The 15,250-nt window shown below is 51.7% G+C and carries 11 protein-coding genes; 5 read left to right on the forward strand and 6 right to left on the reverse strand.

Annotated features, from left to right (window positions below; all coding sequences use genetic code 11):
• Positions 1–12 precede the first annotated feature (12 nt).
• Complete coding sequence (locus HMPREF3016_RS00745; RefSeq protein ID WP_070523566.1) at positions 13–225, reverse strand: DUF7455 domain-containing protein; 213 nt, start codon at positions 223–225, stop codon at positions 13–15.
• A 218-nt stretch (positions 226–443) separates the two neighbouring features.
• Here HMPREF3016_RS00745 and HMPREF3016_RS00750 point away from each other — a divergent pair, with 218 nt between their 5' ends.
• From HMPREF3016_RS00750 to cydC, 4 genes are all read left to right on the forward strand, one after another.
• Positions 444–2,546 carry a DNA gyrase/topoisomerase IV subunit B gene (locus HMPREF3016_RS00750; RefSeq protein ID WP_004004463.1) on the forward strand — a complete coding sequence of 701 codons (2,103 nt, stop codon included), beginning with the start codon at positions 444–446 and terminating at the stop codon, positions 2,544–2,546.
• A gap of 487 nt (positions 2,547–3,033) precedes the next feature.
• Positions 3,034–4,611 carry a cytochrome ubiquinol oxidase subunit I gene (locus tag HMPREF3016_RS00755; protein WP_070739374.1) on the forward strand — a complete coding sequence of 526 codons (1,578 nt, stop codon included), beginning with the start codon at positions 3,034–3,036 and terminating at the stop codon, positions 4,609–4,611.
• A gap of 20 nt (positions 4,612–4,631) precedes the next feature.
• A complete protein-coding gene (gene cydB / locus HMPREF3016_RS00760; RefSeq protein ID WP_004004465.1) occupies positions 4,632–5,705 on the forward strand; it encodes a cytochrome d ubiquinol oxidase subunit II in 1,074 nt (357 codons plus the stop codon).
• 180 nt (positions 5,706–5,885) lie between these two features.
• Positions 5,886–9,683 (forward strand): thiol reductant ABC exporter subunit CydC, encoded by a 3,798-nt coding sequence (cydC, locus tag HMPREF3016_RS00765; RefSeq protein ID WP_246828400.1) that lies wholly within the window; start codon positions 5,886–5,888, stop codon positions 9,681–9,683.
• 113 nt (positions 9,684–9,796) lie between these two features.
• Here the strand turns inward: cydC and HMPREF3016_RS00770 are convergent, their stop codons facing one another.
• Complete coding sequence (locus HMPREF3016_RS00770; RefSeq protein ID WP_070739377.1) at positions 9,797–10,267, reverse strand: GNAT family N-acetyltransferase; 471 nt, start codon at positions 10,265–10,267, stop codon at positions 9,797–9,799.
• A gap of 208 nt (positions 10,268–10,475) precedes the next feature.
• Here HMPREF3016_RS00770 and HMPREF3016_RS00775 point away from each other — a divergent pair, with 208 nt between their 5' ends.
• The gene (locus tag HMPREF3016_RS00775; protein ID WP_070739380.1) at positions 10,476–10,853 is read left to right on the forward strand and encodes a nuclear transport factor 2 family protein; all 378 of its coding nucleotides are present in this window, start codon (positions 10,476–10,478) and stop codon (positions 10,851–10,853) included.
• A 62-nt stretch (positions 10,854–10,915) separates the two neighbouring features.
• Here the strand turns inward: HMPREF3016_RS00775 and HMPREF3016_RS00780 are convergent, their stop codons facing one another.
• The 4 genes from HMPREF3016_RS00780 to HMPREF3016_RS11015 all read right to left on the reverse strand — a co-directional run.
• The gene (locus HMPREF3016_RS00780) at positions 10,916–11,515 is read right to left on the reverse strand and encodes a tetratricopeptide repeat protein (protein ID WP_070739383.1); all 600 of its coding nucleotides are present in this window, start codon (positions 11,513–11,515) and stop codon (positions 10,916–10,918) included.
• A 162-nt stretch (positions 11,516–11,677) separates the two neighbouring features.
• Entirely contained in the window at positions 11,678–12,193 is a 516-nt protein-coding gene (locus tag HMPREF3016_RS00785; RefSeq protein WP_070739386.1) for a GNAT family N-acetyltransferase, read from the reverse strand.
• 6 nt (positions 12,194–12,199) lie between these two features.
• Positions 12,200–13,546, reverse strand: a complete 1,347-nt coding sequence (locus tag HMPREF3016_RS00790; protein ID WP_246828401.1) for a tetratricopeptide repeat protein — start codon at positions 13,544–13,546, stop codon at positions 12,200–12,202.
• Between the two features lie 203 nt (positions 13,547–13,749).
• On the reverse strand, positions 13,750–15,250 hold a 1,501-nt coding region (locus HMPREF3016_RS11015), incomplete at its 5' end, for a tetratricopeptide repeat protein (RefSeq protein ID WP_168165972.1).

The following is a 15,250-nucleotide window of genomic DNA, read 5'->3' on the forward strand; positions in this document are numbered from 1 at the left end:
GGGAATCTCGCCCTAAAGTCGTGACGTCTGATCGTCCCACAACAAGATGCCTTCAAGCCCTTTGAGCTTTTCTTCGTGGGCACGTCCGTGGTGACCGCAGAAGAACAGTTCACTCCCGGAAGGCAAGACCGCACGAATATATGCCTGAGAACCACACGCATCGCAACGGTCGTGGGAATTCAACGTACGCGAATCAACAGATTCGAGAGTTGCATGAGCATTCACTGAAAATCTCCCTTACTGAAGTTCTCATAGGTTCCTAGAATTGTCGTAACTCTATCCAACCACACATACCCTCGGTGCCATACCTTCGCCCTGACCCTTTCGCTCTCAGCGTCCAGGATGGACTACACATGAAATGTCCGTGACGAGAGTGAACACAAGTTACCTGCGGTGCACGATAGAATAGACTTACGAAGAAAACCATTTCGAAAGGGAACATCTTGGCTGCCTCGAACTATACTGCCCGACACCTCTCGGTTCTCGAAGGTCTTGAAGCGGTGCGTAAGCGCCCGGGCATGTATATTGGTTCGACCGATTCCCGCGGTCTTATGCACTGCCTCTGGGAGATTATTGATAACTCTGTTGATGAGGCTCTTGCCGGTTACGGACAGTCAATTCAGATCATTCTCTACCGAGACGGTTCTGTTGAAGTACAGGACGACGGTCGTGGTATCCCTACCGATGTTGAGCCTCGAACCGGGCTTTCCGGGCTAGAAGTGGTTTTCACGAAACTCCATGCTGGCGGCAAATTTGGCGGCGGATCGTACACGGCATCGGGCGGTCTGCACGGTGTGGGCGCCTCGGTGGTGAACGCGCTTTCATCACGTCTTGACGTTCAGGTAGATCGCGGGTCAAAAACCTATCAGATGTCCTTTCGACATGGGCTACCGGGCGTGTTCGATTCCGGGCGCACTCCTAAGCCTGAAGACTCTTTTACTCCTGCAGATGAGAAACATCCTGCGCTTCAGATCGTGGGGCGCGCCAAGCGTGGTGTAACTGGAACCAGAGTACGGTATTGGGCTGATCCGCAGATTTTTACCCCGGATGCGCGTTTTAGCTACGAGGATTTGGTGGCACGTGCCCGCCAAACTTCATTCCTTATTCCCGGGCTGCGCATTGCTATTCGAGACGAGCGGCGCATCCCTGGAACTCCGGGGGAGTTCGGCCCTTACGAAGAGGTCTTTCAGCATGACGGCGGCATTAGCGAATTTGTTGAATTCCTGGCCCATGACTCTGCCGTGACCGATATTTGGCGTTTTAGCGGCAGAGGCTCTTTTACGGAAACCGTACCCGTTCTAGGCTCGGATGGGCGCTCTAAGCTCACCGAAGTTGACCGTGAGTGCGAGGTTGATATTGCTCTGCGCTGGGGCATTGGCTACGAGACGACAATCCGCAGCTTCGTCAATATTATTGCCACGCCCAAAGGCGGAACCCACGCCACGGGGTTTGAACAAGGACTTCTCAAAACATTCCGCAAGCATCTTGCCGACAACGCTCGAAAGTTTAAGGTTGGCAACGACAAGATCGAGAAAGACGATGCGCTCGCCGGTCTTACCGCCGTGCTGACGGTGCGTCTTGCGGAGCCTCAATTCGAGGGGCAGACAAAGGAAATTCTGGGAACGCCGGCTGTGCGGCAGATCGTCTCTAAAGTAGTTGGTGATCAGCTCAAGGCTCGGCTGAACTCTACGGCACGCGCCGAGAAAGCACAGGCTGCAGCTCTGTGTGAAAAAGTTGTGTCTGAGATGAAAACCCGCATCTCAGCACGTATTCACAAGGAAACTCAGAGGCGCAAAACTGCCTTGGAATCTTCCTCAATGCCAACAAAACTTGTGGACTGCCGGTCAACAAACGTAGAGCATTCTGAGCTGTTTATTGTGGAGGGTGACTCTGCACTGGGTACCGCCCGCTTGGCGCGATCCTCGGCCTATCAGGCGCTTCTACCGATTCGCGGCAAGATTCTGAACACTCAGCGTGCCTCGGTAACAGATATGCTGGCGAACGCCGAATGCGCGGCCCTAATCCAGGTAATTGGTGCCGGTTCTGGGCGTACATTCGAGCTGGAGGCGGCACGCTACAGCAAAGTCATCATGATGACCGATGCCGATGTTGACGGTGCTCATATTCGTACCCTGCTTCTTACTCTCATGTACCGGTACATGCGCCCGCTCATCGAAGACGGTCGTGTATATGCGGCTGTACCACCACTGCATCGTGTAGAGGTTATTAACCGAGGTAAACCGAACGAGATGGTGTATACCTATTCAGAACGTCAGCTGCATGAACTGCTGAGCCAGCTGCAGGCTGAGGGTAAGGGCTATAAAGAGCCCATTCAGCGCTATAAAGGTTTGGGTGAGATGGATGCCGACCAACTTGCCGAAACTACGATGGATCCCCGGCATCGTATGCTACGCCGCATCCGAATTGAAGACGCGGAGGCAGCTGAGCAGGCTTTCTCGCTCCTGATGGGGGCGGAGGTTGCTCCGCGTAAGGAATTTATTATTGCTGGTGCGCATCAGCTCGATCAGGACAATATTGATATTTAGCTTGCACCTGTGAACAATCTGACGCAGGAGAGTTGAAACCTCTTTTTGACAGATATTTGACGCTGAAAATATTGGTGATTATACTCACTGTGTCCTTCTTCATAAATCATGTATGACTATAAGAAAAAGGTGTCTCTCCTCATAATTTGGGGGAGTCACCTTAGTACGTGTAAATTGCTGACCTTCGATTTCTTGGAAAGTTTTAGGAAAGGCATCACCAAGGCATGATGCTTATCTTGAAATTTCTCCCAATATCTACGGGTCAAAGCGCATAAAAATCAATAATTGTGTTAACTACCTTTATAGGTTCGTCAAGCCATGCACACCTGAGTGTAAAACTTGCCTGGTTCATGCCGTTTTTAAAACGCGTTACCTTACCTATGTAAGACATCCTGAGATATGTGCACCTGACTTCCGGAGGTGTGCTACGCTCCCGGGCGTGTCTGCCAACAGTAGACTTTACACATTCTAGAAAAGGATCATGTACATGGATCCCCTTGACATTGGGCGGTGGCAGTTCGGTATCACGACCGTCTACCACTTCTTTATGGTGCCCCTAACCCTCGGCTTGGGTATGGTCGTCACCTTCCTGTACCTGCGCTATATCTTCACGAAAAAAGACGAATACAAACGTATGACGAAGTTCTGGGGAAAGCTCTACCTCATCAACTTCGCAATGGGTGTGGCAACCGGTTTAGTGCAGGAATTCCAGTTTGGTATGGCTTGGAGTGAATACTCGCGTTTTGTGGGTGACGTCTTTGGTGCGCCGCTAGCTATGGAAGGTCTTTTTGCCTTTTTTATCGAATCAACCTTCCTGGGGCTTTGGATCTTTGGATGGGACAAACTCAAGCCCAAAGTTCACGCCCTATGCCTCTTCATGGCGGTTCTCGGTTCTTGGGTATCCGCATACTTTATTCTGGTGGCAAACTCCTGGATGCAGCATCCGGTAGGCGTTGAAATGGTCGATGGCCGTCCCCGCATGACCGATATCTGGGCTGTTCTCACAAATAACACTGCGCTTCTTACCTTCCCCCACGTGATCTTTGGCGCCATTCAGGTCGCCGGTGGATTCCTGGTCGGTATTTCTTGGTATAAGCTCTGGCGCCGACGCCATGACGGCATTGACATCGTAGAGGATGGCAAGGTTGTAGTTGGAGATGCCGAAGTTGGCGGTCGTGATAAGACCGACTACAAGGTTTGGTTCCGTTCCCTGCGCATCGGCGCGATTGTGGGTCTCATCGGGTTCTCTGGTGTGGCTCTTAGCGGTCACGCTCAAGCTCAGCTCATGATTCATCAGCAGCCCCTTAAAATGGCGGCTGCCGAGGCGGCATGCCATGACGGTACCGGTTTCTCGGTTCTTTCTATATCTTCTCTGGGTTCTCAAGACTGTGATAAAGTGCAGGCAGTGCTTGAGGTTCCCGGTGCGCTCTCATTCCTGGCCCACGAAGATTTCACCACCGAGGTCAAGGGTGTGAAAACCCTTATGCCTGAATACGAAGCTAAATACGGTACGCATCTGGCGGATAACCCGCTCTACGGTGATCGCGCTGGGCAGAAGATCAACTATTTGCCCCTTATGGAAGTCACCTACTACGGATTCCGGGGCATGATCACGCTTGGTGGTATTGGTGCACTTTCGTACGTCTACGTACTATGGGTTACCCGTAAAAAAGGAACCGGTACTGTTCCCGAAGCCAAGTGGCTGAAAACCCTGGCTTTGTGGGGAATTTGGGCTCCCTTCTTCGGCAACGCCCTCGGCTGGATCTTCACCGAAATGGGACGCCAGCCCTTCGTGGTGGCGCCCAACCCTGAAGGGGATCCGTCTATCCTCATGTTCACGGCAGCAGCGGTTTCTCCGGGTGTGAGCGGTGAAGAGATACTATTCTCGCTTATCGCACTAGGAGCGGTGTACGGCATCCTGATGGTGGTTGAAATTTACCTGCTGACTAAATATATAAAGGCTGGTGTAGTAGCCGCTATGCCCGAACTCGTGCGCTCTGAACACGAGCAGGACGGCGAAAAGAGCGGTCACGATAAGCGCGATGTCTTGGAGTTCGCCTACTAGGCGGGTAAGGATTCTAAACGATGACCTTCGACTTTAATATCTTTGCCGGGCAGCCACTGCTACCAACCATCTGGTTCGTCGCTATCGGTATTTTCTGGATTGGCTACCTTATCCTCGACAGTTTCGATTTGGGCGTGGGCATGCTCATGAGCATCTTCGCCAAAAACGAGAAAGAGCGACGCCTGCTTCTGAACACGATCGGTCCCGTATGGGATGGTAATGAAGTTTGGATTGTTACCGGTGGTGCTGCTACCTTCGCGGCGTTCCCGTTATGGTACGCATCCCTATTCTCAGCCCTATATATTCCACTAACTTTAGCGCTGCTTGCCCTGATCTTCCGCGTGGTTGCTATTGAGTATCGCGGTAAGAAAAACGATGAACGATGGATTCGCGGTTGGACTATCACTCTCTCGCTATCATCATTCTTCATCGCTTTACTGGTAGGTGCGCTTCTTGCGCTGACCTCCATTGGCTTACCAATTAATGCCAACGGTGACCGTGTAGGCGGTGCCTTCGCCTGGGCCTCCTGGCCCGTGCTTCTAGGCGGCCTCTCTCTTGTAGGGTTTGCCCTCGTGCAAGGACTTGCCTTTGTTGCCTTGAAAACCGATGGAGATATACGCCACCGCGCACGCACCGCCCTGGTGCGTTGGCTTCCGCTTCTGCTTTTGCCTATCGTGCTCTGGGTACTGTACATGCAGGTTACAACCGGTAACGGTATTTCCTGGCTATGCACTATTCTTGCCGTATTTGCAGTGCTCTTTGCATGGATAAGCGCCCGAAGCTCACGTGAAGGCCGTGCCTTCGCAGGTCTGAGCTTCTTCATGGCTTTTGGCGCGCTGGCGATTTTCACCGCTCTTTTCCCCAACGTACTACCTTCAACCTTGGACGCGGCTCATTCGCTCACCATTGCAAACGCCTCAAGCTCGGAGTACACACTTGGAGTTATGAGCGTTGTGAGTGGATTTGGATTGCCCGTTATTATCGTGTACCAAGTCTGGACATACTGGGTGTTCCGCAAGCGTTTGCGCGTTGAAAATATCCCCGATGCCCACGATGCTAGCGAGCTGGTGACGCACCCGAACAGGGCGTCATAGCCAAGAATGTACCCGGTAATCGGGAGGGTACAGAAGTATTTCCGGTGCTTTCAGCAACATATGAAGGCACCGGAAATACTTTAAAACCGAAAGCAGACAAGCCCGCCACCAGTGTCTAAACTAGGAAACACACCGGAGAAAATATCCACACTCACTTTAGCGGTAGGGAAGGAACGAGACGTGAGCCCACGCGCCAATAAAACACAGCGCAACAACGATAAACGTCCTCCGCTAGGACCAGACGCCCGTAAAAACCTAGGGGTTTTCGGGCTTATCACCGGGATACACACACTGGCAACCGTGATCTTCAGCGCGGCGCTCGCATCCCTCATTGCCCGGGCAGCCCACGCCGGATTTACTGCGCTCGCCGCCGAGCACGAGCATCTAAAGGCCGCCAGCGATCCAGAAACCTATCGCGCTCTCATCGAATTCTCGGGTGACTCACAAGCGAAACTCGACAGTACCAATGGATGGCTTCTAGGACTAGGCAATCTTCTTGGCACCGGAAACGCCGCCATAACGTGGGGGCTAATCGTTACGGCGCTGATAGCGCTTGCTGTACGTTCGGGTGCCGACTACGCGCTGTCCGTAAGTGCTCAGCGTGCAGCCGTAGGAGCCAAAGCAAGTATCCGCCAAAAACTTGTGCATCGTGTCTTAGCTACAGGAGGGGCAGACACCCCTGAAGGTACAGGCGCAACTGCCGTTCTGCTGGCGCGGGGACTGAACGCTCTTGATGATTATTACACTAAAACCCTGACTGCCTTTGTCTCGGTCGCCGTAGTGCCCGTTCTGCTGTGGCTTATTGTGCTCTCATTGGATATCACAAGTGCCCTCGTCCTAGCGTGCACCCTGCCGCTTATTCCCATCTTCATGATACTTATCGGTAAAACCACACGTGAAGATACAGCCGCCGCTCAAGCCGAGCTGCACCGTCTATCAGACCATATTCTTGAACTCATCCGTGGGCTGCCCGTATTGATCGGGCTGGGGCGTGAACGTGCACAAACTCGTGCCCTTAGGAAGCTGGGTGAACAATACCGCGAACGTACCATGCAGACGCTTCGCAGCGCATTTATGTCTTCGCTCGCTTTAGAACTTATCACGACCATCTCGGTGGCGCTGATCGCCGTGCTTATTGGCGTGCGTTTGGTACAGGGTACACTCGGACTCGATACCGCAATCCTTGTACTCCTGCTGGCTCCTGAATGCTACCAGCCTTTGCGTGATGTAGGTGCAGCCTACCACCAATCTGAAGACGGCATAGCCGCACTTCGATCTGCACGTACAGTCCTTGACACTCCTGTACCAGAAGCCTCTGTGAGCGCTTCCTGCGAAAAAGTATCGACGACTCCCGAAACACCCGAGCACCTTGTGATTGAGAACCTCTCGGTCACATACCCCGGACGTACACAGATCTTAGACTCAGTAAACCTGAATATTCCACGTACTTCGAAGCGCCCAAGCGCGGTAGGAAAACAGCGCGGAGCGTTAGTAGGCATTCTGGGAGCATCAGGATGCGGTAAATCAACGCTCCTCGGAATACTTTCCGGGAGCGTCCGCGACGGATTGGTACCAACCGGCGCATCCGCACCGATTAAGGTAACCGGACGCATTATAGGTGCCGGAAACATCCTGAGTATTCCGCAGAATCCTATTTTTGCCGCCCCCACGGTCCTGCGCGAGATGGCGCTCTACGCCTTCAGCGCCGATCTCAGCGAAGAGGACTATGCGGCTAAACTTCTCACGGGGGAAACACAGATACGCCCCTCAGATCGTGAACGCCTAGAGAACTATTTGTGGAAGCTCGGGCTCGAAAACCTGAGCGAGCTTAGCCCCGAATCGCTCAGCGCGGGTCAAGCGCGCAGGTTGGCGTGCGCCCGCATCTTAGCTCGCATTGATGCCCTCCACCGTGCAGCCGATCACCATCAAAATCTCCAGATTACCGTTCTAGTAGATGAACCTACCGCCCACCTGGATGCACACGCCGCCCACCTTGTAACTCAGTCCCTGGACGCACTCGCAGAACGCGGAGTAACCGTTCTAATCGTGACCCATGAAACGGAACTTACCGAGTACTGCGATAGCGTGGTGCGGGCATCGGCGGTAGTCGAGGGAGCGCATGCGGAACCATCGCATGAGCAGGTGTATCGGTGGAGCATCGTCCAGAATGAGGCGCCCAAGATTATTCCCGCTGCAGCCCCGCATAAGCAGGACTCAGCCGATACCTCTGCTGAGCATGGCCCAACGTTACACAACGCTCCTGAAAAGATGGTTCGAGAAAACACAGAACATGCTGTCGGAGTCGTGAAAACCCTCAACACACTGCGGAATCTTACGGGACTAGGTATATTACAGGGATTGCCGCCGGTAATTCTTGCTGCTCTCACCTCCCTTGCCGTAATTTCTCTGACCGCGCTCTCAGGATGGCTTATCGTGCGTGCAGCCGAAGGCCCAGCCATGATGTTCCTTATGGTAGCTATTGTGGGTGTGCGCTTCTTTGGGCTAGGGCGTGCCTGTGCTCGATATGCCGAGCGTTTACTTACCCACGCTAAAGTCTTGACCGCAGCGAATACTCTGCGTGTGCGCGCCTGGACCGGGACCTATCTTAATGTTGGCAGCGTGCGGGCCCTGCTTCGCGGCGACGCCCTGCTGGAAAGGCTTATTGGCGGCATAGATGAGCTGCGCGACAGTATTCCGCGTGTTCTTATTCCACCTGCCGCACATGTGCTTGTGATGGTAACAGCGCTAATAACCACAATTGTTGTGCTACCTCAGGCTATTGTGCCCGTAGCGCTCGCAGCCTTGATAACAACAATTTTTGTGCCATGGGCTGTTACGCGTGCGGACGCTCATGCTGAGGAAACCACACGGGAAAGTACAGCTGAGCTTCTGCGTTTAGGCACCGGTGTGCTAAGTGCCGCAGAAGATATTCGCGCTAACGGGGTTGCGCCGAGCATTGAGATTGCTACAACACGTTTGAACGATCGCAATGTTGCCGCATTGACTCGCACCTCGTATGCCCAAGGTCTTGGTAGGGCACTTGTGACCCTGAGCTGGTTCGGAGCGGCACTGTGGTGCGCAATTATTGCGCATCCGTTAGCGGTATCGGGAACGGTAGGTGCTCCGGAATCTGCCGCCGTAGTTCTCATGTGTACGGCGATGATAGAAAGCTCTGTGCAGCATATAGAAGCGGTGCGTTCGTGGCCTTCTTTCGCCGCGTTGTTGGCGCAGATCGCTCCCGGTATTGCGGATGAAAATAGTATTTCAGACCTTGAGGACGATACATCGGGTGCCTCTCATGCTAAGTCTGTTCGCGAGTCTCAGGGGCAGGAACCTGATCTTGAACTTGTTGATGCTGCCGCTCGGTGGCCGAGCATGGACAAGCCTGTTTTTGAGCATCTTAACGCTACGGCGCATACCGGAAAGTGGACGGGAATTACCGGTCCCTCAGGTTCGGGCAAGAGCACCGTGCTGGCGACTCTTTTGGGCTTCCTACCGTTGGAAGCTGGCGAAATTCGTTCCTACGGGAAAGCACGGGGGAACGATCAGCTCCGCGGGTATGCGGCATGGTGCCCACAGGCTGCGCATATTTTTGAGTCTACTCTTGAAGGTAATTTACTCTTGGCGCGCGATCGTGCTGATCGTCCGAGTGAAGAACAAATGATAAAAGTTCTGCAGCGTGTAGGCTTGGGGGAGTGGTACAGCACCCTGCCGGAAGGCCTGCACACCCGTGTCGGTGCTGGTGGCGGGTTCCTGTCGGGAGGCCAGCGGCAACGTCTTGCGGTGGCTCGTGCTCTGCTCGTGGAATCTCCGGTGCTTTTGCTGGATGAGCCTACCGCGCATTTGGATTCTGAATCAGCTGCGGCGCTTATGGCTGATCTGGACACGGCAACTCGCACCAGCGGAATGGCAACTGTTTTGGTCTCGCACCGCCCTGAAGACATTGCCCGCTGCGATGCGGTTGTTACATTGGAATAGGTCTATACATGACGTTGTGAGGGGTTCAAGAAATGTTAGAACCCGTTTTAGATGTCTTGAGAAGCGTAAGCTTTTGGAAGGATGAAGCCTACGCTCTATGTACGTCAAGCCAGTTAGATTGCTTTTACCATAATCAGACAGGGAGTATCTTCGCCCCACAGGTTCGTCTCTTCAAGGGGCAAAAACCCTACAGATTTATAGAAATTGCGGGTGCGTTGGTACGGTTCGTTGAGAAAAGATTCTCCAAGTGTCTTTACCTGTATCAGCCTGATACCGCGGTTACGTGCATCCTTTTCAAATGCATTTATTAGGGAAGCGCCAATTCCGTATCCGTGAAAGGCGGCATCTACTGCCAGCAAATGAATTTCTGCCTCAACCGGGTAGTGCTGGGCGATCAGCATGATACCCACAACTTCGTGGGTTTCGGGATGGGTTACCGTCCACGTTTCCAGTTGTTCAGCATCATGGATGTATTCGGCATTGGACTCTTCACGTCCAAACCATTCAGGCAGGGTCTTGAGGATACGTTCCACCGCTTGAGGGTTGTGAGCGGTTTGAGCTGCAGGGAGCCAGGGGATATTCATGACTGCTTCCTTAAGAATTATGTTTTATGGATACTAAAAATAGCCGTGTTCACACTACGGGGTGTGACACGAATACGTGGAACGGAATCGTCATAAGACGATAACTAAACAGTCATGAGACGAGCATACCTGATGAATATGACGGAATGGAACTTTCAGATGCTAGGCTGAGCTTGTACGTATTTCCACGTCAGAGAGCGAGGGCATCATGATTGACGAGACGATGAAAACGCTCACCGAGGAGCTGATTGCGCGCGGCACCAGCTACGATATTGATTTTCTGCGGCGGGTGTACGCAGATGACCTGAAATTTGTGCGGATTCTACCGGATAATACCGTGCAGATTCTCTCGAAACAGGACAACATCGATTTCTTTCAAACCCTCAAAGACAGCGGCGCCGCTCCCCTGAACACAGCGCACACCATACTTTTTGCAGATTCTGACGGTGAAACTGGAACTATTGTGCTCAAACGCAGGATGAGTCAGGGCTCGCAGGAGCAGGATTTTCTATTCACTATCACCTGGAAAAAGCGCGACAAACACTGGCAGATTGTTCAAGAAATCGTGGCGGTACTGAGCGAGTAAACAGCGTGCGCCTTAAAAGCAAGTTGCGGTGATAATACCTCACCGCAACCGCTATCGAACTATTAGGAATCTTCGTCGTTCAGATATGACTGAGCCACCTCATAGAGCTCAGGAAAATCTGGGGAAACACGTTTCCATGCCTCAAAAGCCTGGTCATCGTGCCCCATCTGCTGGTACAAAACGCCTAAATTCAGCTGTGCTCGCGCATACTGATCGGGAACACTGGCAGGTATTTTCTGATAGGTACTTAGAGCCGTGGTCAGGTTACCATGCAGGTGCAGGAGCACAGCGCTATTGAACTGTGCCATGGAATAGTGCAGAACATCTATTTTAGGAACTTTGCTGTATGCCGCTAAAGCAGACTCATCCTGCTCTAAAGCCTCGTGCACAGATCCGATATTGTACTGTGCTACGGCATAGGGCTGAGTCTCACTTTCGGGAACCTTCTGCCACGCCTTAATGGCCTGCTCATGCTGGCCTTGACCGTCGTAGACAATGCCGATATTTACATGCGCGATGGCGTATTGATCGGGAACACTTTCAGGTACTTTCTCCCACGCTTCACACGCCTGATCGAGCAGACCCTGTTCGTAGTATTGTGCGCCAAGATCTACCTGTTCCTGGGCGTAGCGTTGCATCTCTGCATGAGGCTGATCGACCATGATTTCCTTTCCTGCACCAGGTGTTGATGAGCACCTATTTTGCCGGGGCTTACCCTCAAGCAAAAACTGTTTTCTCTAACTATACGGGAAGGAGCCTCAGCGCGAAGATAAGCGCATCCTTCATATCCTAACCACCGAAGGGATTCAGGCTAGGCGCAGCGTTTAGGCGGCAACAGATTTCTTCATCAGGATATCCGTCTGCTGGTCGTTACCCAGCTGAAAAATATGCGTACCAAAGGCGATAAACCCGTTTTTCTCATAGAAGCGCAGGGCTCGATGATTATGCTCCCACACCCCTAGCCACACATAGCTTGCCTTTCGGTCTTCTGCCACACTCATGGCGTGATGGTAGAGGGCCTGCCCAACACCATGTCCGTGATAGCTGCTCAACACGTAGATACGCTCAATTTCGAGTGCGTCCGCCGCCTGTGGTTCGGTTTGTGCGTGTGCAATATTGAGCTTGAGGTAACCCACGACGTGTCCGTTTACCTCGGCAACGTAGAAGAACGAATCAGGGTTGCTGAGCTCCCGGGCGAGCTGCTCTTCCGAGAAGTTCTCTGTAAGATAGCGATCCATATCTTCGGCTTTGTTAGCCTCTGAAAATGTTTCGATGAACGTATCACGGGCAATGCCGCGCAGAATCGAAACGTCACTGACAGTGAGGGAGGTAATCCTCACGTTATCTTAGCCTTCCTGGCTTTGCTCGTTACTCTGCTTCTTCTGTTCGGAAGGTTTTTCTTGGTTCTTGGCGCTCCCGTCCTGCTGCTCGGTTTCGCCGCTATCCTTGGCTTTTTCCTGGTTCTCGGCGATGATACTCAGGTTGGTTTGTGCCATCTCATACTGCTCCGCAGCAGACTCGGGAATATTCTTCCAGACGGCAACTGCCTCGTCCGTTTCACCCAGTTTGTAGTAGGCCCCGCCAATATTGAATTGGGCTTTGTAGAAGTGCTCAGAAGCATCCTTGGGAACACGTTCCCACGCCACTAGGGCATCGTCGATATTGCCCTGTTCTTCGTAGATAAGTCCGGTGTTGTATTGGGCTACCGCGTAGGGCTCAGAGGCGCTCGCAGGAATACGCTCCCAAGCCTCGACTGCTTTCGTCGGTTTGCCCTGCTCCACATAGGAAGTACCGATGTTGTACTGTGCTGAAGCGTAGCGTTCCGGTAAGCTCTCGGGTACACGCTCCCACGCAGCAATAGCATGTTCTAGCTTTCCTTGACTGTCGTAGACCATACCCATATTCATCTGCGCCGTCGCGTACTGCTCGGGAACATCGGTAGAAACGGTCTCCCAAAGTTCGAGAGCCTGCTCTGTCTTGCCTTGGTTGTAATAGGTTACGCCCAAGTTGTTGAGAGCCATCGCGTATTGGTCAGGAACGGTGCTGGGTACCTGCTGGTAGGCTTCAGAAGCCTGTTCGGCTTTACCCTGCCCTTCGTAGAGCACGCCCAGGTTGTTGAGTGCTTTCGCGTATTTTGCGGGGGCCGCATCGGGGACGTTCTTGTAGGCTTCAGTGGCCTCATCCATTTTGCCCTGCTGCGCGTATGTGGCACCCAGGTTGTATTGCGCGTGCGCATAAAGATTAGTGACATCCTTGGGAACACGCTGGTAAGCTTCGACAGCTTCATCAACGTTGTTTTGCTGCGCGTAGGTTACACCCAGGTTGAACTGCGCCATTGCGTACTGCTTTGGGGCAGCAGAGGGAATGTTCTTCCACGCTTCAAGGGCTTTATCAGTTTCGCCCTGTTTAATATAGGCAGAGGCAAGGTTATTGTGCGCCTTGGCATATAGTTCGGGAACATCTTTGGGAATGCGGTTCCAGGCTTCGACCGCCTGCTCTACCTTGCCCTGGTCTCGGTAAACGATGCCGAGATTGTTTTGAGCTGTTGCGTAGGCTTGCGGGTTCTCGTCGGCAGAAATTGTGCCCAGGACATCGATAGCTTTATCGAAAGCACCAGCTTTGTAGTGCTCCTTGCTCAGGTTAAGGCGCTCCTGCACGGTCATCTGCTCTAACGGGTTCTCTGCTTCGGTCACGGTGATCTCCATAGGCGGTGTCTGTAGAATTTCGGGCAGGGCATAAGATCCTGCCTGAAACGCATATATATAAGAGTAACGGTGTGCAACCTCTGTGTGAAGTTTGACGCCCCCGTAGAAAGATGAAGATTAGAATAAGTTTTTGCGGGTAGACATCATGTTTTCAGGTGGAGGAAGACCCCTTGTGCAGGCTCCCTACTCCTTTACTCCTTGTTTCTAAAGGGGTTTTGAGAGATACGAACCTTGTTGTCGTTTTCTCCTTTATCTAACAGGATGCGGAAGAAATCTTGGTATTTTGCCGCACCGGGGGAGAGCCAGATCTTATCGATATGTGGCAGTACTTGCTCCTTATACTCGACGTACATCCACTGTTTTTCCCAATCATGATGGATTTTCTCATCGTGAAGATGGGTAGTGTACATAATGCGGCATTCCTGTTCCTCCTGGAAAGCAATATGTTTCACCAGGTACTGCAAGGGGAGAAGAATAAACCGGATGACTTCAAGAATTTTCTGTTTTTTGTCTTTATCGCATTCATTGTATGTGTGATTTTTATCTGTAAACATTAAATTAAGTACTTGTGAGATAGATTTAATTTTATTATTTTCGTTGCTAACGGAGTTATTGTCATTAGTTTCTTTGTTAAATAAGTGTTTTTCGACTTTTTTATCTTTTATTAGGATTAACTTATAATATGTTTTCCACTTTTTTTCTGCTTTCTCTTTATAGTGACGGTAGAAAGTGGATTTATCACGTTGAGCCAGAGTCCAATATCCGGTCTCGGGGTCTAGATAAATACAGCGGTAGAGTGTGGATTTACCTATTATTTTTTTCTTATTGTCACTCTCCAGTTTCCCTGCTTCGTCGGACTCATTTTCGCCAGATTTATTAGATGGATCCGATGAGGCACCGGCTATATACTTTAGTGCGCCTGAGTGCTTGCTAAAAAACTCTTTCTTGAATACCAGGCTGACGCCTGTTGCTTCCCGGCCATCCTCTTTCCCATAGAGACGAAACTGATTAAGACTGTCGTGATTAAAAGTGAAGCAACTAACGAAAGTTGCGGTATCATTTGTATGTGTGGTTTCTGGAATACCTTGCTGATCCCAATAATTACTCAGAACTAGCCCTTCTGTTGGGTCATTGACACCACGAATAGTATTGAGTCGTAATTTTGATGGCTTCTGCTCATTTTTCTCACATTCAAATAGTTTAAAAGCTGTTAACGCTCGACTATAGTGTGCAACCTTCGACTCAAATTCTGGGATTATCTGAAGAGACTTTAGGACTTCATCAGTATTTTTAGCTAAACTATGAAGGTCTTCCCTTACTTCCAGAGGGCAATTAAGAATCTTGAATCCGCGTTCAGACTTGTAGTAGGAGAAATCACGTACATTATCGTACGCGTCGTGTGCTTGTTCCTCTTTTTCTTTATCTAGTGAGTAAACCTCCCCGAGACCAAGTTGTGCTTCGACATAGGTTTCGGGGTCGGCTTCTTCGCGGCGGATCTTTGATAACACAGTGATGGCCTGATCCGGCTTGTTTGATGCGTTATAGGCGGCTCCGAGGTTGAACTGTGCCCGTGCGTAGGTTTCGGGGTCATCGTCGTAGCTTATGTTGGACCAGGCTTCGATGGCCTGCTCCAGCTCGTCCTGGTTTTTATAGGCGAGTCCGAGGTTGAACTGTGCCCGTGCGTAGGTTTCG

This window comes from Rothia sp. HMSC065D02, assembly GCF_001815285.1.
GTDB lineage: Bacteria > Actinomycetota > Actinomycetes > Actinomycetales > Micrococcaceae > Rothia > Rothia dentocariosa.